Raw genomic sequence first — 18,482 nt, 5'->3', positions numbered from 1 at the left:
AGATTCTTCGAGAAGCCGCCGTGGCGCGCCAGGCGCTATCGATGGGCCAGCGAGCGCGCGCGGGCGCATGCTGGCTGTCTTGCTGTATCCAATTGTGCCAGCAGCGGGCGCCAGGGACGACAGGAAAATGGCATGCAAGTGTTGCGCTGCAGGCGGTGTGGCTGCAGCGCGCCCGCGCGAAATGCGGCCCCTGAGGGTGGCATGGCCGAGGCCACTCAGTGCACCAGGATGCATAAATCCTCATTTGCTATCAATTAAGTAGCATTTGCCGCATATCCATTAAGCGCTGGGGCCTATTTTTGATGGAATTTCAGCCCGTGGCATAGAAAAAGGGCCGGCCCCTTTGCAGGAACCGGCCCTTGTCACCGCGCTGGGCGTGGTGGACAGCGGCTCAGTCGTCGTTGGTCGCCAGGCTGATCAGGATTCGCAGCACGTACCAGAGCATCAGCGCGATCGAGGCAAACAGGTGCAGTGCAGCGCCCGCAGGACGGTCAGCGGGGTAGTCGTGGATGATGCGGGAGGTGTCGTACAGCACGCAGGCGCCGGCAAACAGCACCATGATCCCCGAGAACCAGATGCCCAGCTTGAAGCCGAAGATGGCGCCGGCAATGATGGTGCCCAGGGCCACCAGGCCACCCACCTTCAGGATGCCGCCCAGGAACGAGAAGTCGGTCTTGGTGGTGAATGCCGTCCAGGTGAGCGCGCCCACGAGCAGCAGCGTGATGAAGGCCGCAGCGCCAATGGCACCAGGGGCCACGATCTGTGCGATGCCGAACATCGGCGCGAAGATCAGGCCTTCTGCCAGCACGTACAGGCCCAGGCCCATCAGCTGTGTTTGCGGGTTTTCAGAGTTGTCGGCCATGTACGAGGCCAGCCAGCCCACCAGCATGAACGCGCCCATGACGCCCAGCCAGATGAATTTGTTGCCGCTGCCCAGCAGCATCTTGGCGGTGGTGCCCGAGAATCCGGACACCATCAAGACAGCGGACAGCACCACAAAGGCCAGCATGGCCGCGCCCAGGTGCTTATAGGTAGAGACGATGAAATCGCGCCGTTCAAACGGTGCGCCTTCCGGCGTCGAAGGGGTCAGGGCATTGGGGTTCATGGCACATTCCTCTATGGGTTCGTTGTGTAATCAGAGGAAAGGCGCGGCAGGCGCACTCCTCCCTCCCTCTCGGTGAAAAATCGTCAGGCGGCGCTGAGCTGCTGTTCCTGGTCCGCAGCGCGCAGCCTGCGGTTGGACCACACACCTGCAGCGCCGATCAGGGTCAGCAAGATCGCGAAGATCCAGGTGCCAGCTCCGCTGAAGGACTGGGCGGAGGACGCGGCCTCGGCCTGCAGGCGCTGCTTGGTCGCCTCATAGCTGATCACGGGCTTTCCATCGACCGCCACTTCGTACACCAGGTCGTTGTCGCTCTTGTCCACCAGCGCGGTGATTTTTTCGTCGATCAGGTTGCCCACCAGTTCCTGGGGCGTGCTGTAGTCGATGCGCAGCTTGCGCGCCTCGGCAACTGCGCCATCGGGCTTGACGCTGATTTCGTAGAACTTCTTGGTCGTGCGGCGCTTGCGCTTGACCGTGACCTCGGAGGCCTGGGTCACCGTGCCCGCCACGGTTTCCAGGCTTTCCCGCGCCGCATAGGCGTGGTCGCCATCGGCCTTCCAGCCGCTGTATACCGACAGGGCGATCAGGCCCGGCCCGGCCAGCAGCAGCAGCCAAGCGTAACCGGTGACAAAAATCAGAATCTTGCGAACGAAGCCTGGCATGGCTATCCCTCTCTTGTGTTGTTGAATGTTTTTGGTACAGGCCAGAAATTGCCGGCTGCGCTGGGTGCCAGGCGCCGACAAGGGCACGATGATCTTCGAGTTGGGCGCAACGGGTGTAAGAAAGTGTTGGTGCCGTTGCACCCGTGCCGCACTGGACAAACTGAGGGGGTGGCGGTGGCGCGGGTCGTTGTAAAAGCGCTGCGCGCGCGGTCGCCACGGCATCTTCAGGGCGCTGGCGCATAAAAAAAGGCCCGCAGCGTCTGCGCTGCGGGCCTGGTGTCTGAAGTGCAGTCGTTCGGTGTTTAGAACGGGATGTCGTCATCCATGTCGTCAAAACCCGAGGCTGCGCGGGGTGCCTGTGCCACGGGCGCGGGTGCTGGGCGCTGTGCAGGGGCCGCCATGGGGCGTGGCGGGGGCGCGGCGCGGCGGGGGGCCTGGTCGTAGCCGCCGCCCTGGTCACCACCACCGTAGCCGCCATCGTCATAACCGCCGCCTTGCTGGCCACCACCACCCTGGCCACCGCCCATGCCCTGGCGGCTGCCCAGCATCTGCATCTGGTCAGCGCGGATCTCGGTGCTGTACTTTTCCACGCCGCTCTGGTCGGTCCACTTGCGGGTGCGCAGGCTGCCTTCCACATACACCTGCGAGCCCTTGCGCAGGTACTGGCCTGCGATCTCGGCGAGGCGGCCGTTGAAGACCACGCGGTGCCACTCGGTGGCTTCCTTCATTTCGCCAGACTGCTTGTCTTTCCACTTGTCGGTGGTGGCAATCGTCACGTTGGCCACCTGGTCGCCACTGGGGAAAGTGCGCATTTCAGGGTCGCGGCCCAGGTTGCCGACGATGATGACTTTGTTTACGGATGCCATGGTGCTGTCTTTGCCTTAAAGGGGTAACGAAGCGCCGGATTTGGAGAGGGTTTCCGGGCGCCAAACGCGCCATTGTGCCGCAACCGGCCCGCAAGGGAAGCCCTGGCGGCGTGGCGCGGTTCGCCGCTCAGTGCCCGCCGCGCCCCACGGGCCGCAGGGGCCAGGTCAGCACCAGCCACAGCGCCGTGAGGACCGTGGTGACGGCAAACAAGCCCGGAGCGCCGGCCCATTTAACCAGGGCACCGCCCAGTGCGCCGCCCGCAAACAGGCCCAGCGACTGCAGCGTGTTGTAGCTCCCCAGCGCCGCGCCGCGCAGCTGTGCTGGCGCCATGCGCGAGACCAGGCTGGGCTGGCTGGCCTCCAGGGCGTTGAATCCGCAGAAAAACACAAACAGCAAAGGCCCCAGCACCCACAGTGTCGGCGTGTCGCCGCCGGCCGCCAGCAGGCCCAGGCCCGCCTGCACCAGCAGCACCAGCGCGATGGCACCAAGCAGCGCTGCGCGCAGCCTGCCCGCGCGCTCCAGCGCGAAGAGCCCGCCCATGGCCACAAACGACAGCACCACCGCGGGCAGGTAGACCTGCCAGTGGTGGTCCTTGGCGAGGCCTGCCTGCACCAGCATGGCCGGCACGGCCACCCACATCGACAGTTGCACGGTGTGCAGCACAAACACACCCAGGTTCAGGCGCAGCAAGTCGGGGTGGCCCCACACATCGGCCAGGCGGCCCCGGGGGGCGTTCTGGTGCCGCGCGGGTTCTGCGGGCACCCACCACACCACTACCGCCACACCCGCCAGCGCCAGTGCGCAAGTCAGGCCGAACAGGCCCGCCAGGCCGATGTGGGCGGCCAGCACGGGGGCGGCCACCAGCGCCACGGCAAACATCAGGCCAATGCTGCCGCCCACCAGCGCCATGGCCTTGGTGCGCACGGCGTCGCGGGTCTGGTCGGCCAGCAGGGCGGTCACGGCGGCCGATACGGCCCCGGCGCCCTGCAGCGCGCGGCCCACCAGCAGTCCCGTGAGCGAATCGGCCAGCGCGGCCAGCAGGCTGCCCGCCGCAAACACCAGCAGGCCCAGCACGATCACGCGCTTGCGCCCAAACCGGTCGGACGCCATGCCCAGCGGCAACTGCAGCACGGCTTGCGTCAGGCCGTAGATGCCCATGGCAAGCCCCACCAGCGCGGGGTCATCCCCACCGGGGTATTTGCGGGCCTCCAGCGCAAACACGGGCAGAACCAGGAACAGGCCCAGCATGCGCAGCGCAAAGATCAGCGCCAGGCTGAGGCTGGAGCGGCGCTCCAGCGGGGTCATGGCGTTGCCGGAAGGCGATGGCGACAGGGGCGGCGGGGCAGCGCCCGCAAGTGAAGAAGGAGATTCCGGCACGGTGGTGCCCTATGGGGCAGGTAAAGCAGGGATTTTCGCCCATTGCGCAAGCGCCGCGATCCGCGTGGGCATGCGCGGGGCCGTGCCACGCCCCGCAAGGCAGGGCTGATCGGCCCAAAGGCTCACAGCAAACCGCAGATCCGCTGCACGCATTCCTGGGGCGTGAGCTCGGCTGTGGGCAGTACCAGCTCGGCGGCCAGCGGTGGCTCGTAGGGCGAATCAATACCGGTGAACTGGCGCAGCTCGCCTGTGCGGGCCTTGCGGTACAGGCCCTTGGGGTCGCGCTCTTCGGCGAGTGCCAGGGGCACATCGACAAACACTTCCAGAAAATCCCCGGGGGCGAACAGTTCCCGGGCCGCCTGGCGTTCTGCGCGGAAGGGCGAAATGAAGGCCACCACCACGATCAAGCCCGCATCCACAAAAAGGCGGGCCACCTGCGCGACGCGCCGGATGTTCTCTGCCCGGTCCGCGTCCGAAAAGCCCAGATCCCGGTTCAGCCCCTGGCGGATGTTGTCCCCGTCCAGGATGTAGGTGCGTTTGCCCTGGCGATTCAGTTCCCGCTCCAGCGCATTGGCAATGGTCGATTTGCCCGCACCCGACAGACCGGTGAGCCAGACCACCCGGCCAGCGTGGCCGCCCAGCTTCTCGCGTTCCACGCGGGTCACGGTGAGTGCCTGAGCATGAACATGGGGTGTGTGGGGTGTTGTGGAGTCTTTCACTTTGGCGCTAGCAAATGGATATGGCGTGCCATGGTAACGGCATGGCGGTGCGCGCAGCACCGGGGATGGGTGCGGTGGGCAAGGTCGCGGGGCTTGACCTATCATGATCGGTTTCCCTGCTGTTTCCCCACTCCGTGACCGACTCCCATTCCCCCACCGATGCCCAAGCTGCTGACAGCAGCGGCCTTTACCTCGCCCGCGCCCTGCGTGAGCAGCGCATCAGCATCCGGGGGGCGCGCACGCACAACCTCAAGAACATCGACCTCGACATCCCGCGCAACCAGCTGGTGGTGATCACGGGGCTGTCGGGGTCGGGAAAGTCGAGCCTGGCGTTCGACACGCTCTATGCCGAAGGCCAGCGGCGCTATGTGGAGAGCCTGTCGGCCTATGCGCGGCAGTTCCTGGGGCGGCTGGACAAGCCCGATGTGGACCTGATCGAGGGCCTGTCGCCCGCCATCAGCATCGAGCAGAAGGCCACCAGCCACAACCCGCGCTCCACCGTGGGCACGGTGACCGAGATCCACGACTACCTGCGGCTGCTCTACGCCCGCGCCGGCACGCCCTACTGCCCCGACCACGGCCTGCCCCTGGCCGCGCAGACCGTGAGCCAGATGGTGGACGCCGTGCTGGCCCTGCCGGAAGACACCAAGCTCATGCTGCTGGCTCCCGTGGCACGCGAGAAAAAAGGCGAGTTCACCGAGCTGTTCGCGCAGATGCAGGCGCTGGGCTACGTCCGCTTTCGGGTGGACGGCCAGATCTACGAGCACGAGAACCTGCCCGCGCTCAAGAAAACCGAGAAGCACAACATCGACGTGGTGATCGACCGCATCAAGGTGCGGGCCGACCTGCAGCAGCGCCTGGCCGAGAGCATCGAGTCGGTGCTGCGCGTGGGTGGGCACGAGGGCAATGGCCGCGTGCTGGCGCTGGAGATGGACACGGGGCAAGAGCACCTGTTCAGCGGCAAATTCGCTTGCCCCGTCTGCAGCTACTCGCTGCCCGAGCTGGAGCCGCGCCTGTTCTCGTTCAACTCGCCCATGGGCGCGTGCCCCGCGTGTGACGGCATTGGCCAGCGCGATGTGTTCGACCCGGCGCGTGTGGTGGCCTTCCCCACGCTGAGCCTGGCCAGCGGCGCCATCAAGGGCTGGGACCGGCGCAACGGCTACTACTTTGCGATGCTCGAGAGCCTGGCCAAGCACTACGCGTTCAGCATCGAGGCGCCGTTTGAGTCGCTGCCCGCGCCGGTGCAGCACGCCGTCCTGCACGGCTCGGGCGAGGAAGAAATCGCCTTCAGCTACATCATGGACAGCGGTGCCTCCAAGGGCAAGGTGTATGCCAAAAAGCACCCGTTCGAAGGCATCATCCCCAACATGTCGCGGCGCTACCGCGAGACCGATTCGGTGGTGGTGCGCGAGGACCTCGCGCGCTTTCGCAGCACCCAGCCCTGCCCCGAATGCCACGGCACCCGCCTGCGCCGCGAAGCCCGCCATGTGCGCCTGGGCGAGGGCGAGCAGGCCCGCGCCATCTTTGAAGTGAGCCACGCCACGCTGAACACCGCCCATGCCTGGTTCAACGACTTGAGGCTCACCGGCGCCAAGGCAGAGATCGCCGACAAGGTGGTGCGCGAGATCGCCACGCGCCTGCAGTTCCTGAACGACGTGGGCCTGAGTTACCTGAGCCTGGACCGCAGCGCCGAGACCCTCTCCGGCGGCGAGGCGCAGCGCATCCGCCTGGCCTCGCAAATTGGATCGGGCCTGACGGGCGTGATGTATGTGCTGGACGAGCCCAGCATCGGCCTGCACCAGCGCGACAACGACCGCCTGATCGCCACGCTCAAACACCTGCGCGACATCGGCAACAGCGTGATCGTGGTGGAGCACGACGAAGACATGATGCGCGCCGCCGACCATGTGATCGACATGGGCCCCGGCGCGGGTGTGCACGGCGGGCGCGTGATGGCGCAGGGCACGTACGACGAAGTGCGCGGCAACACGCAGTCGCTCACGGGCCAGTACCTGTCGGGCGTGCGCTCGATTGCCGTGCCCCCGCGCCGCACGCCCTGGCTGCCGGTGCTCGAGCAGGCTGCACCCGTGGTGGAGGCCAAGGCCAAGTCGCGCTTTCCGCAGACCGAAGCCAGCAAACGCCGCGCCGAGCGCATGGCCGAGCACCACGCACGCCAGGGCGCCCTGCAGGCGCTGCGGGTGGCAGGCGCGACGGGCAACAACCTCAAGAACGTGACGGTGGACTTTCCGGTGGGGCTGCTCACCTGCGTGACGGGCGTGTCGGGCTCGGGCAAGAGCACGCTGGTCAACGACACGCTGTACGCCGCCGTGGCCCGCCAGCTGTACCGCGCGCACGAAGAGCCGGCCGCGCACGACGAGATCGTGGGCATCGAGTACTTCGACAAGGTCATCAACGTCGACCAGAGCCCCATCGGCCGCACGCCGCGCAGCAACCCGGCCACGTACACAGGGCTGTTCACTCCCATCCGAGAGCTCATGGCCGAGGTCAACACCGCCAAGGAGCGCGGCTACGGCCCCGGGCGCTTCAGCTTCAACGTGGCCGGAGGCCGCTGCGAGGCCTGCCAGGGCGACGGTGTGGTGAAGGTGGAGATGCACTTCCTGCCCGACGTGTACGTGCCCTGCGACATCTGCCACGGCCAGCGCTACAACCGCGAGACGCTGGAAGTGCTGTGGAAGGGCAAGAACATTGCCCAAATTTTGGAGCTGACGGTGGAAGACGCCGCCGCCTTCTTCAAGGATGTGCCCACTATCGCGCGCAAGCTGCAGACGCTGCTGGATGTGGGCCTGTCGTACATCCGCCTGGGCCAGGCGGCCACCACGCTGTCGGGCGGCGAGGCGCAGCGCGTGAAGCTGGCGCAGGAGCTGAGCAAGCGCGACACCGGCCGCACGCTCTACATCCTGGACGAGCCCACCACAGGCCTGCACTTTGCCGACATTGACCTGCTGCTCAAGGTGCTGCACCAGCTGCGCGACGCGGGCAACACCATCGTCATCATCGAGCACAACCTGGACGTGATCAAAACGGCCGATTGGCTCATCGACATGGGCCCCGAGGGCGGCGCGGGTGGCGGCACCGTGGTGGGGGTGGGCACGCCCGAGGAGCTGGCGGCCAACCCGGCCAGCCATACGGGGCGGTATCTGGCGCCCTACCTGCGGGCGAAATCTGAATGAAAATGGCTGCTAGCGCTTATCTATAAAGCGCTAAAAGCTATTAATTCAGTAGCAATTTGCCGCTGCATCACTGCAGGCGACGGGCCACCTCCGCATCCAGCGATCCCATGAAGGCCTCCACCGCCCGGGTGTAGTCGCTCTCCAGGCCCAATTGGGCGTTGATTTCGCCGTGGTCCAGGTCCTGTGGCAGCACCTCGGCGCGGCCGCCCTGGTTGCGCACGTGGCGGGCCATGGCATCGGATTGCTGACAAGGGTCGTCAGCCCGCTGGGCCGAGCACACCATTTGCATGGGCGGGGCGCCCACCGTCCACTGGTGGAAGGGCGACATGGCCACCCAATAAGCCGGGTCAGTGCCAAATGCGTCGTCGTACAGCGGCAAGTGCGGGGCGCGCATGCGCGCCGGCACGTTCGTCATGGCGCTGTCCAGCGAGACGGTGCCCAGCCACGGCCAGGCGCCTTCGCGCAGCGCCTGCGGGGCGCGCGCATTGAGCAGGGCCACCAGGTGGGCACCGGCCGAGTGGCCCATGAGGATGAAGCGGCTCGGGTCCCCGCCCCAGGTGCCAGCGCGCTGCTGCGCGGCCATGAGGGCGGCCTGCACATCGCGCTCCTGCACGGCCACGGGGGCGTCGGGCAGCATGCGGTAATTGATGGAGATGAGGATGAAGCCCTTGGGCACCCAGCGGTTCACCTTCTCCTGCACCACGCGGCCCATGGCCTTGTCGCCATGCCGCCAGCCGCCGCCGTGCACCATGAAGATGACCGGCGCGCGCACCGCGCTGGCCACCAGGCTGTTGGTGCCCGTCGTGGGGCTGGTGGGTACATACACGTCCATGCGCTGTGCCGGGTCGGTGCCGTAGGGCACATCGGCGATGCGCTGCACGCCTGCAGACAGGGCTGCTGGTGCTGCGGCTGCCTGTTTTTGCGCGATGAGAGCGCGCAGGCGGCCACCGTTGTGCGCGGTGGTTTGGGCCTGCGCACTGGCAGTGGCCAGCGTGAGCGCGGCGAGGGTGGTGAAGGTGAGGGTGCGGCGCAGGGACATGGCAAAGCTCCTGAGTTCAGAGGGTGGCAATCGATGGCTGGGTCTAGACGGTGTTAAGGCCGCGTCGGACAAGCCATGGCCGTGCCGCTCGCGTCGTAGCAGGTGGCGCTGCGGCTCAAGCCGCTGTCCTTGCTGTAGCTGCTCTGCGTCTGCACGCTGTTGCCGGTGGCCGCACTGGTGGCGGTGGTGCTGCGGGCCTGCTCCACGCTGCCGTCGGCATTGCGGCTCGCCCCGCCGCTGCTGTGCAGGCTGCCCTGGGCATTCTGGGCGGACACCGTGCCGCTGTGGCTGGCGCTGCCGTCAACACTGCGGGTGGTGCTGCCCTGGCGTGCGGCTACCCCGCCCTGCGCGCCCACGGTGGCGCCGCGGCGGGTCACGCTGCCGTTGCCCTGCCCATCGGTGGTGGCGGTGCGGCCGCGCAGCATCGCGCCGTTCGGGCCGCTGCGGGCCACGCCGGTGTGGGTGGTGGTACTGCCATCGGCGTTGTGTTCCACGCTCCGGCGGGTGCGGGCCTGCGCTTCGGTGGGGGCAGCCAGCGCCAGCACGGCGCTCAGCCCCAGGGTGGCGAGGGCGGGTAACACAAGCACACCCGCTGCCAGCGCGGGGCGGTGCAGCAGGTCGTTGTCAGCGGGGTGGGGCAGCAAAGGCATGGTGGTCAACTCCTTGGGGTTTGCCTTGGGGTGTGGCATGGCTGTACTGTGGGTCCCGGGTGTGAGCCATTGATGGCAAAAATCCGCCGATGTATGACAAACCATGACAAACGACTGCGGCTCCGTCATGCCTTGTCATGGCTGGGGGTGCATGGCCCGCCGTACCGTCCAAGTAGCGCCTACCATTGCCACCACGCCGCCTTCACTTGCCACGTTGCTCCCTGCCCATGACCGACCCCCTGGCCAAAATCCTGGTCGCTGATGACGAGCCCGACCTGCGTGCCCTGCTGCAGCGCTACCTCAGCGACCAGGGCTACACCGTGCGCACGGTCGATGGCGCGGGCCCGCTCGATGTGCTGCTGCAGCGCGAGCGGTTTGATGTGCTGGTGCTCGACGTGATGATGCCGGGCGAGGACGGCCTGGCCATCTGCCGCCGCCTGCGGGCGCAGGGCGAGACCATTCCCATCCTGATGCTCACCGCGCGCGGCGACCCGGTGGACCGCATCGTGGGCCTGGAGATGGGCGCTGACGACTACCTGCCCAAGCCCTTCAACCCGCGCGAGCTGCTGGCCCGCATCCAGGCCATGGTGCGGCGCCAGCGTGTGCTGGGCGCCCATACCGGGCCGCGCCAGACGGGTGGGCGCATTGCGTTTGGTGCCTTCACGCTGTGGCTGGACGAGCGCCGTCTGGAGCGCAACGATGGGAACGACGACCACGGTGCGCAGGACGTGCCCCTGACCACCGGCGAATTCGCGCTGCTGCAGGCGCTGGCGCAACAACCGCACCGGCCCCTGGGACGCGACCGGCTTATCGCGCTGGCCTATGGGCCCGACCACACCGCCACCGACCGCAGCATCGACGTGCAGGTGATGCGCCTGCGCAAGCTCATCGAGGCCGACCCGGCCCAGCCGCGCCACATCCGCACGGTGTGGGGCGTGGGCTATGTGTTCTTGCCCGATGGCTCTTCCCCCGGTGGGGGGCGCCAGCCATGACGGCCTCCGCAACCACCCGCCGCTGGGGGCTCTGGCCGCGCAGCCTGCTGGGGCGCAACCTGCTGCTGATGGCCGTGCTCATCGTGCTGGGGCAGCTGGTGGCGGCGGTGCTGGTGCGGCAGATGATCTTCAAGCCCCGCGTGGTGCAGGTGGCCGATGGCGTGGCGCGCAACGTGGCTGCGCTGCGGGCCGGGCTGCAGGCGCTGCCCCCGGCGCAGCGTGGGGCGTTTGTCGAGGCGTTCAACCGGCAGGCCGCGTTGGCCATACCGCCTGTGGCGCCGGAGAGCGCAGCGCGGCGTGCGCTGCTGTCGCCCATGGAGCGGCAATTTGTGTTGGCCGTGTCGCGCCGTCTTGGTGCGGACGGTGCGGCAACACAAAGCCCGCAGCCGCCGCAACCGTTATGGCGCCGCGACAGCACCGGCGTGTTGGCCCTGCGTGTGGTGCACCAGGGCGCGGATGGGCCGGAGAGTTATTGGCTGAACCTGCCCAGCGTGTTCCCCACGCGCGAGTTCACCGGCGCCTGGCTCATGGCCACGCTGGTCAGCATGCTGCTGGCGCTGCTCGGCGCATGGTGGCTGCAGCGGCACATCCACCGGCCGCTGGCCCAGGTGGTGGTGGCAGCGCGGCAGCTCGCGCGGGGCCAGACCCCCGCGGTGCTGCCCGAGGCTGGCCCCGAAGAAATCGCCACCGTGGGCCGCAGCTTCAACCAGATGGCACAGAGCCTGGCCGCCGCCGACCACGAGCGCGCGCTGATGCTGGCGGGCGTGTCGCACGACCTGCGGACGCCGCTGACCAAGCTGCGCCTGGGCGTGGAGATTGCCGGGGCGCAGGTCGATGCGCCGCTGGCGGCCAGCATGGCGCGCAGCATCGACGAGATGGACGGCATCGTGGGCCAGTTCCTGCAATTCGCACGCAGTGGTGAGGCAGAAGCGCCCATCGCTGCATCGCTCAACGACCTGGCCCAGACCGTGGTCGAAGCACAGGCCGACCATGGCCGTGCGCTGGTGCTGGAACTGGGTGCCTTGCCCGACGTGCCCGTACGCCCCCAGGCCCTGCGCCGCGCGCTGGACAACCTTGTGGAAAACGCCTGGCGACATGGCGCCGTCCCGGTGGTGCTGCGCACGGGCGGTGGTGCGCAGCAGGTGTGGATCGAAGTGGCCGACCACGGCATCGGCATGGACGCCAACGAGCTGGACCACATGCGCCAGCCTTTTGTGCGCGGCGGTGGTGCGGCGCGTGCGGGCGCCCCCGGGGCCGGGCTGGGGCTGGCGATTGCCGAGCGCGTGGCGCGTGCCCATGGGGGTGCGCTGGAGTTGCACAGCGCGCCCGGCCAGGGGCTGCGTGCGCGGCTGGTGTTGCCGCTGGCGGGGCCGGGCGGTGAGCCCGCGACGGCGTGAACGGATGCGCAACGGAGGAGCGAGCGGTTTGCCCGGCTCATCCGCCGCTCCGCGCGGCGCCGAGGCGCCACGGGGCGCGCAGAATTTGAATAAAAATGGCCGCTAGCGCTTGATGGGTAAGCGCCAATAGCTATTGAATTCGTAGCGAATTCGTGGGGCGTGGTGCCCTGTGCTGGCCCTGGCCTTCGTCCCCCAGCCGGAACACCGACACCACATGCACCAGGTCTTCGGCCTGGTTTTGCAGGCTGCTGGCGGCGGCGGCCATTTCCTCGACCAGGGCGGCGTTTTGCTGCGTGACCTGGTCCATCTGCGTCACGGCCTCGCCCACCTGGGCCACACCCAGCGATTGTTCGTGGCTGGCCGCGCTGATCTCGCCCACGATGTCGGTCACGCGGCGGATGGACGCCACCACCTCGGTCATGGTGCTGCCCGCGCGGTCCACCAGGGCCGTGCCTTGCTCCACGCGCTCCACGCTGGCGCTGATGAGGGCCTTGATCTCGCGCGCGGCCTCCGCACTGCGCCCGGCCAGGCTGCGCACCTCACTGGCCACCACGGCAAAACCCCGGCCTTGTTCGCCCGCGCGAGCGGCTTCCACGGCCGCGTTGAGCGCGAGGATGTTGGTCTGGAATGCGATGGAGTCGATCACGCCGATGATGTCCGAGATCTTCTGCGACGAGGCGTTGATGCCCTGCATGGTGTCCACCACCTGGGCCACCACCTCGCCGCCCTGCACGGCCACGGTGCTGGCGCTCGCGGCCAACTGGCTGGCCTGCTGGGCACTGTCGGCGTTCTGGCGCACGGTGGCGTTGAGCTGCTCCATCGAGGCGGCGGTTTCTTCGAGCGCGCTGGCCTGGCTTTCGGTGCGTGCCGACAGGTCGGTGTTGCCCTGGGCAATCTGCACGCTGGCCGTGGCCACATTTTCAGACCCGTTGCGCACCTGGCGCACCACCTGCGTGAGCTGGGTGCGCATCTGCATCAGGGCTTCCAGCAGCTGGCCAACTTCGTTGGTGCCGTGGGGCAGCACGCCGCCGCTCAGGTCACCCTGCGCCACGGCACGCGACAGCGCCACGGCCTGCGTCAGCGGCCCGGTCATCGAGCGCACAAACACCAGCGCCATGCCGCTGGTGGTCGACAGCGTGACCACCAGGGCCAGCGCCACCCACAGCAGCCCCCGCTGCAGGTCGGACACCCGGGCCTGCAGGGCCTGGTCCAGGCTGGCCATGGACAGGTTGTTGAGTGCGTTCAGCGCTTCGATGGTGCGGGTGAACGCGTCGAAATAGTCCTTGGAGGGCAGCTGGAGTTCGCTGGCGTTGATCACGTCGCGCTCGGCCATCTGCAGCGATTGCTGGATCTGGCCCTGCACCGCCCGTGCGCTGCTGCCCAGGGCGCGCTGCAGATCGGGGTTGCCCTGCAGGGCGCGGTCCAGCCCGCGGAAGGTGTCGGCCTGCAGCTCGGCCACACGCTGCTGCAGCACCAGCAGCTGGCCCTTGCCCTGGGGCGTCAGCTCGTGCTTGCCCAGTGCGCTGGCGCCTTGGGCGCGCAGCATGCCCAGCTTTTCGCCCAGCATGGGCGCCTGCACCAGCGAGGCCTGGATCAGCGCGTGGGTGTCGGCGTCAGGGTCGATCTGCAGGCCATAGGCATGCAGCAAGGATTCGTTGAGCTGCAGCAGCGACGCGATGAGCTGCGTGTGCTGCGCCGTGCTCTGGGCCTGCTCGATGCTGCGTGCGGCCACGGCCTGCTCCAGCGTGCGCCAGGTCTGCTGGGCCTGGGTCCAGGTGGCCATCTGGGGGGCGGGCACCTTGGCGGCCGCAAAGCGGGTGGTGACATCGTCCAGGGCCGTGTTGACGGCATCGCGCGCGGCGGGGCGGCGCGCTGCCAGGGTTTCGTCGCCACCGAGCATGCCCACCGACAGGCCCCGGTGCACCTGCATCTGCTGCACCAGCCGGGTCAGCGCCTGTGCGGGGACCACGCCCTGCGCCTCGTGGTGCGCGTGGCCAATGGCGTGCAGCGAATCGCGCACCGTCAGGTAGGTGGGCAGCGCGCTCATCATGAGCCCGAGGGTTCCCAGGATGAGGAATTTTTCGAGCAGGTTTAACCGGTGCAGAAGTGACATGGCAGTAGGCGCACGGTCAATGTGTGCGCAAAAAGATAGACCTCAGGGGCGGGGTGTCGGCACCCGCCGACTGGGATGCGGCCCTCCATCAGACCGCGCGGAATGTAACGCAATGTAGGGGTCTGTCTTCAGTAGGGTTTTGACTCAGGTCAATTTTTTGCAGCACCGCGTGTGTGCCCGCTGGGCGTCCCGCACCGCCCCTCGGTCGGCTCGGGCAGCGCCGCGGCAAATGGTGCGCTGGAGAATAATGAACCCATCCCGTCCTTTGGAGCACCCCGCATGCAATCGATCACCCTGCGTTTCCTGGCGTCTCAAAGCACCCTGCCGCAGGCTGGCCGCGTGCCCGGCGGCACCGTGCTGCGCTGGGTGGACGAAGCGGGCTTTGCCTGCGCGAGTGCCTGGGCCCAGGGGCCGTGTATCACCGAGTTTGTCGGTGGCGCGAATTTCACGCGCCCCATCCGGCCGGGGGACCTGGTGGAGGTGCATGCCCGCCTGGCCTTTACCACCGACACCTCGATGCACCTGGCGGTGGAGGTGCGCAGCGGCAGCGTCCACAGCGCACAGCAGCAAGAGGTGCTGCACTGCGTGGCGGTCTACACGGCGGTGGACGCCGACGAGCAGCCCCGCACCATTGACAAATGGAGCCCCGAAACCCCGGGTGACATGGCCCTGGCGCAGCGGGTGAAGGCGCATGTGGACGCCGCGCGGGCGGCGCAATGAGGGCGCGCAGGCGGAGTTAAAACACTGCGGTTGTCCCCAGGCCTTCACAACGCAGGGCAAGCCCCTGCCGCTGGAGAGCCGCTGGTGTGGGCACGGCAGTGCCTCACCTTGCGGCCGGGCCAGGGTCCTTGCCAGCCACGATACGCCCCCGCTGCCATGCCTGCGTGCGGTCGCGCGCATCCACGTCCACGTCCGCAGTCGCAGTCGCATTGGACAGCACGGTGAAACTGGCCGCATCCGCCCGCGCCAGCGGCTCGCCCTGGTACCAAACCCGCCGCGCATCGGCCGCGTAGCCACGCCCCAGGGCGCGCAGCGTGGCCAGGTCAGCGCCGCGCAGGAGACGCAACACGGGGTGCGGCCCCCGGTCGGGCTGATTGACCTCGATGTGGCCGTGCCAGGCGTGGGTGCGGTCGCGTGCGTAGCCGGGGTCGTCTTCGTCCATCAGCGCAAAGCTTGGGCCGTGGCTGGCGGGAATCTCGGCATGCTCGAAGTAGCCGCGCTGCGCATCGCGCGCAAAGCGGGGGCTGAGCGGCTCGAAGCTGGCCGCATCGCGCACGGCGAAAGGCTGGCCCCGGTCGTAGGCGCGATGCCGGTCGTGGGCATGGCCGTGGGCCAGCACGCGGTAGCTGGCCGCATCGGCGCCGGGGATGGTGGTGGTGCGCAGGTGCTGGTAGGCCCAATACTCCTGCGCCTTGCGGTAGGTTTTGCAGTAGTAGACCGCACGGCTGTCGCGTGCCTCGTGTTCCGACAGGGCTTCGAACGTGGCGCCCTCGCTGCCCTCCACTGCGCTGCCCCGGCAGTAGCCTTGCTGCGCGTCGCGCCCAAAGTGTGGCGAGAGCGGCTGGAACGTTGTGGGGTCGCCCGGGGTGAAGGCCGCGCCGCCGTAGGTCCAGCCCCCCGCCCAGCCTCGCTGGTAACCCGCGCCACCGTCGCAGCCGCACAGTGCGGCCAGCGCCCCGAGCGCCAGCGCACACACGCGGGCGAACCCGGTGGGGGCCTGCTGAAGCGTGCCATTCTCGTTCTGCATGGGAGGCGCAACGGCGCGCGGTGGGCTTACTGCACCGGAACGACCCGCACCGCTGCGGTGTACGGCTCCACGCGCAGGCTGTCGTGCGCCAGCACGCTGATCTTGGCGCGGGGCGCCATCTCCAGCGCGCCGTCGGCCCCTTTGCGCGGTGCGTATTGCCAGAGGGTGAGCGCGCCCTTGGCGGCCAGGGCCTGGCCGATGGCGGCGGCCTCGGGGCGCAGGGCACCGGCCTCGTCCGGCGGCACGGCGACGATGACCTCGTCGCGCACGGTGACGATCTTGAACAGCAAGGGGGTTGAGGCTTGGGCCATGGCAGTGACTGCAGAAGTGGCCAGTGCGACCGCCACCCAGGCGGCGGCGCTGGCGCGAAGACGGGGCGTTGTGCGGGGCATGGTGGTGCTCATGCGGTTCATTGTGCTAGTTCGGCGGCGTGGCACCCGCTTGCATGGTGCGTGCCACGTGGGAATACATCGCGGTCCAGGCTTCTCGGGTCGCGGGGGTGAAGGTACCGCCCAGCGCATCGGACAGCGTCTCCAGCAGGGCTGCGCCCACCGTGTCGTAGTGCGCGGCCTGCACGCCATAGCCCGTGTGGCGCTGGCCCAGCGAACGCAGCGCGGGGTCTAGCCGCTCGGGATGGTCGAGCAGCCGCACGGCGTTGCCGATCATGTCCAGCAGCTTGCGTGCCTGCATGTGCATGTCGGACGACTCGAACAACCCCTGGATGGCGGGGTCGCGTGCGAACAGCTTGGCATAGAACAGCACGCCTGCCTGCGCGGCGACGGGCGCAACCTGCGCAAAGCTCTGGCGCACCAGATGGATTTGTTCGGGGGACACGGGGAAACTCCTGAAGGAAAAAGAACGCGGGTTGTTGTCCTGCACGACACGGGACACAAGCCGTTGCCCGCAGCGACGAATGAATCAGAAAGAAAAATCAAGCCTCGCGGCGCTGGCGCAGGCCCAGTGCGGCCAATAGCCCGGCCAGCAGCACCAGGCCCCATTCGCCGAGCGTGGGCACTGCCGTGGGCGCCGCGGGCGGCGTGGCGGCAAGCGTCCAGACGCCGCCCGTGTTGGTGTCGTGCCAACTGGAGTACACGTCGCCCACATAGGTCGTGCCACACATGATGGCGCCTTGCGTTGTGGACACGGGCACGGTCTGGCACTCCGCGTTGTGGCTACCGCCAAGATGGATGTTCATCTGGTCGAGATGATCGCCCACTGCGTGAGGGGCAGATGCTTGCCAGCGCTGAACGATCACGCCGAACTCAAGGATTCCTCCGGTGGTGGTGGCCATGACGCTCACCAGCGTCACCTGCGGGTCGCTGCTGGAGTAGGTGGTCAATCCGTCGGAGAACGAGAACGAAGTGACCTGCGCTGTGATGTCGGTGAAATTGAGATTGCCTGGCAGAGGCGCCGCTGTGGTGAACGAGCCTGCCTGCGCCATGGCAGTGGTGTAGGTACCGCAGTTGCCAAAGCCTGGAATGCAGTTGGTGTAGTTGTGCAGATTGGTGGCGCTGTAGGGCGGGCCTGCATAGGTATAGGTGGCCGCCCAGGCGCTGGCCTGGACGAAAAGCGCGGCCAGCAGGAGAAGAGTTTTTTTCATTGTGTTGGAGTTTTTGTATAAAAAAGTCTTAAAGCAACGTGTACCAAGCGCGGGCAGCTATCTTTTGAGGAGTAACTCTCGCCGCCCGCGCAAGGCGATGCCGAGCAGGCCGGCGGCCGTCAGCAACAAGGCAAAAGGGTTGTCCACCGGCACGGCCTGTACAGCGCCCGCAGGCAACGCGCCTACGTTTGCCCAACTGGTGTTGCCGTCGATGCTGCCGAACCCCTCCCAGGCGGTGCATCGGTCTTCGACATCGACCGCCAGGCATATCACGTTGTGGTACGCGCCGGAGTTGGTGTTGACCGCGTCCAGCCGCATGTTGGCGCCGCCGTGCGGGCCGGGGGCCTGCCAGCGCATGACGATCATCGACAGCGCCGTCAATTGGCCTGTGGCATCGGTGGAGGCCCTTACCTGGTACCCCGTCACCTGCGGGTCACCCAGGGTATAGGTGGTAACCCCGTCGAACACCGTGTACGCAAGGATGTTGCCGCCCGGAAGAAGAACATCGCTATTGACCAAGTTGGGCGCCAGCGGCACGGCCGTGGTGAAGGTGGCCGTCGGGGCCATGGCAGCGGTGAAGTTGGCGCAGCTGCCTCCGCCGCAGGGCGCCGTGTAGTTGTGCAGGCTGGCGGGGGCGTAGCCGTTGTTGGTGTAGCTGTAGGTGGCGGCCCAGACACCTGCGTGGGCAAAGGTGGCCAGGGCCAGGAGGGCAAGGTGTTTTCGCATGGGGCGGTGAGTGGATGTGTTGGGAAAAATGGCAGAAAAACCGCCCCCGCGCTTGTCCATCAAGCACAAAAAGCTATGTTTTTAGGAGCAATTTAGCGTCTGCCGTCCAGTCTATGGATTCCCCCGGCGCGGCGCCCCACCCCTGAGGGTGGGATGGCGGGGGGCTGGTTTTGCGCGCTGGCGCAACTGTTCGCTGGCTTGCTACCTCGGGGGATGCTGAGTACAGGAAGATTTGTGGCTGCACCCATCCCTAGGGGTGGGGCGCTGGGGGACTGGGCTTCCTAAACTGATTCGAGTGAA

At 67.6% G+C, this 18,482-nt stretch carries 17 protein-coding genes; 4 read left to right on the top strand and 13 right to left on the bottom strand.

What is annotated here, in order from left to right; all coding sequences use genetic code 11:
- Nucleotides 1-391: 391 nt before the first annotated feature.
- The 5 genes from ARADN35_RS0118305 to cysC form a co-directional block, all read right to left on the bottom strand.
- On the bottom strand, nucleotides 392-1,105 hold the full coding sequence (locus ARADN35_RS0118305; protein ID WP_010464675.1) for a Bax inhibitor-1/YccA family protein: 714 nt from the start codon (nucleotides 1,103-1,105) through the stop codon (nucleotides 392-394).
- 83 nt (nucleotides 1,106-1,188) lie between these two features.
- Nucleotides 1,189-1,764 carry a hypothetical protein gene (locus tag ARADN35_RS0118300; protein ID WP_010464673.1) on the bottom strand — a complete coding sequence of 192 codons (576 nt, stop codon included), beginning with the start codon at nucleotides 1,762-1,764 and terminating at the stop codon, nucleotides 1,189-1,191.
- A gap of 302 nt (nucleotides 1,765-2,066) precedes the next feature.
- Nucleotides 2,067-2,630 (bottom strand): single-stranded DNA-binding protein, encoded by a 564-nt coding sequence (gene ssb / locus ARADN35_RS0118295; protein WP_010464671.1) that lies wholly within the window; start codon nucleotides 2,628-2,630, stop codon nucleotides 2,067-2,069.
- A 127-nt stretch (nucleotides 2,631-2,757) separates the two neighbouring features.
- Nucleotides 2,758-3,936: an MFS transporter gene (locus ARADN35_RS0118290; protein ID WP_010464670.1), complete on the bottom strand. Its 1,179-nt coding sequence runs from the start codon at nucleotides 3,934-3,936 to the stop codon at nucleotides 2,758-2,760.
- Nucleotides 3,937-4,130: 194 nt separating this feature from the next.
- On the bottom strand, nucleotides 4,131-4,727 hold the full coding sequence (gene cysC, locus ARADN35_RS0118285) for an adenylyl-sulfate kinase (RefSeq protein WP_050812550.1): 597 nt from the start codon (nucleotides 4,725-4,727) through the stop codon (nucleotides 4,131-4,133).
- 134 nt (nucleotides 4,728-4,861) lie between these two features.
- Here cysC and uvrA point away from each other — a divergent pair, with 134 nt between their 5' ends.
- Nucleotides 4,862-7,918, top strand: a complete 3,057-nt coding sequence (gene uvrA / locus ARADN35_RS0118280) for an excinuclease ABC subunit UvrA (protein WP_010464665.1) — start codon at nucleotides 4,862-4,864, stop codon at nucleotides 7,916-7,918.
- Between the two features lie 67 nt (nucleotides 7,919-7,985).
- On the opposite strand, the gene ARADN35_RS0118275 is transcribed toward uvrA, so the two are convergent.
- Together ARADN35_RS0118275 and ARADN35_RS0118270 are read right to left on the bottom strand one after the other, a co-directional pair.
- A complete protein-coding gene (locus ARADN35_RS0118275) occupies nucleotides 7,986-8,957 on the bottom strand; it encodes an alpha/beta hydrolase (RefSeq protein WP_010464664.1) in 972 nt (323 codons plus the stop codon).
- Between the two features lie 53 nt (nucleotides 8,958-9,010).
- The gene (locus ARADN35_RS0118270; RefSeq protein ID WP_010464662.1) at nucleotides 9,011-9,607 is read right to left on the bottom strand and encodes a hypothetical protein; all 597 of its coding nucleotides are present in this window, start codon (nucleotides 9,605-9,607) and stop codon (nucleotides 9,011-9,013) included.
- 227 nt (nucleotides 9,608-9,834) lie between these two features.
- Here ARADN35_RS0118270 and ARADN35_RS0118265 point away from each other — a divergent pair, with 227 nt between their 5' ends.
- Nucleotides 9,835-10,599 carry a response regulator gene (locus ARADN35_RS0118265; protein ID WP_010464660.1) on the top strand — a complete coding sequence of 255 codons (765 nt, stop codon included), beginning with the start codon at nucleotides 9,835-9,837 and terminating at the stop codon, nucleotides 10,597-10,599.
- On the top strand, nucleotides 10,596-11,996 hold the full coding sequence (locus ARADN35_RS0118260; RefSeq protein ID WP_010464658.1) for an ATP-binding protein: 1,401 nt from the start codon (nucleotides 10,596-10,598) through the stop codon (nucleotides 11,994-11,996). Before ARADN35_RS0118265 ends, ARADN35_RS0118260 begins: the two co-directional genes overlap by 4 nt.
- 130 nt (nucleotides 11,997-12,126) lie before the next feature.
- Here ARADN35_RS0118260 and ARADN35_RS0118255 read toward each other — a convergent pair whose 3' ends face one another.
- Nucleotides 12,127-14,109 (bottom strand): methyl-accepting chemotaxis protein, encoded by a 1,983-nt coding sequence (locus ARADN35_RS0118255; RefSeq protein ID WP_010464657.1) that lies wholly within the window; start codon nucleotides 14,107-14,109, stop codon nucleotides 12,127-12,129.
- Between the two features lie 279 nt (nucleotides 14,110-14,388).
- Between ARADN35_RS0118255 and ARADN35_RS0118250 the strand changes: the two genes are divergently transcribed.
- On the top strand, nucleotides 14,389-14,829 hold the full coding sequence (locus ARADN35_RS0118250) for an acyl-CoA thioesterase (protein WP_010464655.1): 441 nt from the start codon (nucleotides 14,389-14,391) through the stop codon (nucleotides 14,827-14,829).
- Between the two features lie 103 nt (nucleotides 14,830-14,932).
- Here the strand turns inward: ARADN35_RS0118250 and ARADN35_RS0118245 are convergent, their stop codons facing one another.
- The 5 genes from ARADN35_RS0118245 to ARADN35_RS0118225 form a co-directional block, all read right to left on the bottom strand.
- Complete coding sequence (locus ARADN35_RS0118245; protein WP_010464652.1) at nucleotides 14,933-15,856, bottom strand: DKNYY domain-containing protein; 924 nt, start codon at nucleotides 15,854-15,856, stop codon at nucleotides 14,933-14,935.
- Between the two features lie 26 nt (nucleotides 15,857-15,882).
- Nucleotides 15,883-16,260, bottom strand: coding sequence for a hypothetical protein (locus ARADN35_RS0118240; protein ID WP_010464650.1), 378 nt, complete (start codon nucleotides 16,258-16,260; stop codon nucleotides 15,883-15,885).
- 13 nt (nucleotides 16,261-16,273) lie between these two features.
- Nucleotides 16,274-16,690: a globin domain-containing protein gene (locus ARADN35_RS0118235; protein ID WP_010464648.1), complete on the bottom strand. Its 417-nt coding sequence runs from the start codon at nucleotides 16,688-16,690 to the stop codon at nucleotides 16,274-16,276.
- A 97-nt stretch (nucleotides 16,691-16,787) separates the two neighbouring features.
- A complete protein-coding gene (locus tag ARADN35_RS0118230) occupies nucleotides 16,788-17,456 on the bottom strand; it encodes an IPTL-CTERM sorting domain-containing protein (RefSeq protein WP_010464646.1) in 669 nt (222 codons plus the stop codon).
- A 57-nt stretch (nucleotides 17,457-17,513) separates the two neighbouring features.
- Entirely contained in the window at nucleotides 17,514-18,182 is a 669-nt protein-coding gene (locus ARADN35_RS0118225; RefSeq protein ID WP_139019209.1) for a hypothetical protein, read from the bottom strand.
- Between the last annotated feature and the right edge of the window lie 300 nt (nucleotides 18,183-18,482).

It is taken from the genome of Acidovorax radicis N35 (genome assembly GCF_000204195.1).
In the GTDB taxonomy this organism is placed as follows: Bacteria; Pseudomonadota; Gammaproteobacteria; order Burkholderiales; family Burkholderiaceae_C; genus Acidovorax; species Acidovorax radicis.
The sequence above is the reverse complement of the archived record's forward strand: the minus strand, read 5'-3'. Positions and strand labels throughout refer to the sequence as shown.

Excerpts from the sequence above, each read along its gene's own strand:
- ssb (WP_010464671.1), bottom strand. The coding sequence starts at position 2,630 with ATGGCATCCGTAAACAAAGTCATCATCGTCGGCAACCTGGGCCGCGAC.
- ARADN35_RS0118275 (WP_010464664.1), bottom strand. The coding sequence starts at position 8,957 with ATGTCCCTGCGCCGCACCCTCACCTTCACCACCCTCGCCGCGCTCACG.
- ARADN35_RS0118240 (WP_010464650.1), bottom strand. The coding sequence starts at position 16,260 with ATGAGCACCACCATGCCCCGCACAACGCCCCGTCTTCGCGCCAGCGCC.
- ARADN35_RS0118300 (WP_010464673.1), bottom strand. The coding sequence starts at position 1,764 with ATGCCAGGCTTCGTTCGCAAGATTCTGATTTTTGTCACCGGTTACGCT.
- ARADN35_RS0118290 (WP_010464670.1), bottom strand. The coding sequence starts at position 3,936 with ATGACCCCGCTGGAGCGCCGCTCCAGCCTCAGCCTGGCGCTGATCTTT.
- ARADN35_RS0118245 (WP_010464652.1), bottom strand. The coding sequence starts at position 15,856 with ATGCAGAACGAGAATGGCACGCTTCAGCAGGCCCCCACCGGGTTCGCC.
- ARADN35_RS0118260 (WP_010464658.1), top strand. The coding sequence starts at position 10,596 with ATGACGGCCTCCGCAACCACCCGCCGCTGGGGGCTCTGGCCGCGCAGC.
- ARADN35_RS0118265 (WP_010464660.1), top strand. The coding sequence starts at position 9,835 with ATGACCGACCCCCTGGCCAAAATCCTGGTCGCTGATGACGAGCCCGAC.
- ARADN35_RS0118250 (WP_010464655.1), top strand. The coding sequence starts at position 14,389 with ATGCAATCGATCACCCTGCGTTTCCTGGCGTCTCAAAGCACCCTGCCG.
- ARADN35_RS0118305 (WP_010464675.1), bottom strand. The coding sequence starts at position 1,105 with ATGAACCCCAATGCCCTGACCCCTTCGACGCCGGAAGGCGCACCGTTT.
- ARADN35_RS0118255 (WP_010464657.1), bottom strand. The coding sequence starts at position 14,109 with ATGTCACTTCTGCACCGGTTAAACCTGCTCGAAAAATTCCTCATCCTG.
- ARADN35_RS0118225 (WP_139019209.1), bottom strand. The coding sequence starts at position 18,182 with ATGCGAAAACACCTTGCCCTCCTGGCCCTGGCCACCTTTGCCCACGCA.
- ARADN35_RS0118270 (WP_010464662.1), bottom strand. The coding sequence starts at position 9,607 with ATGCCTTTGCTGCCCCACCCCGCTGACAACGACCTGCTGCACCGCCCC.
- ARADN35_RS0118230 (WP_010464646.1), bottom strand. The coding sequence starts at position 17,456 with ATGAAAAAAACTCTTCTCCTGCTGGCCGCGCTTTTCGTCCAGGCCAGC.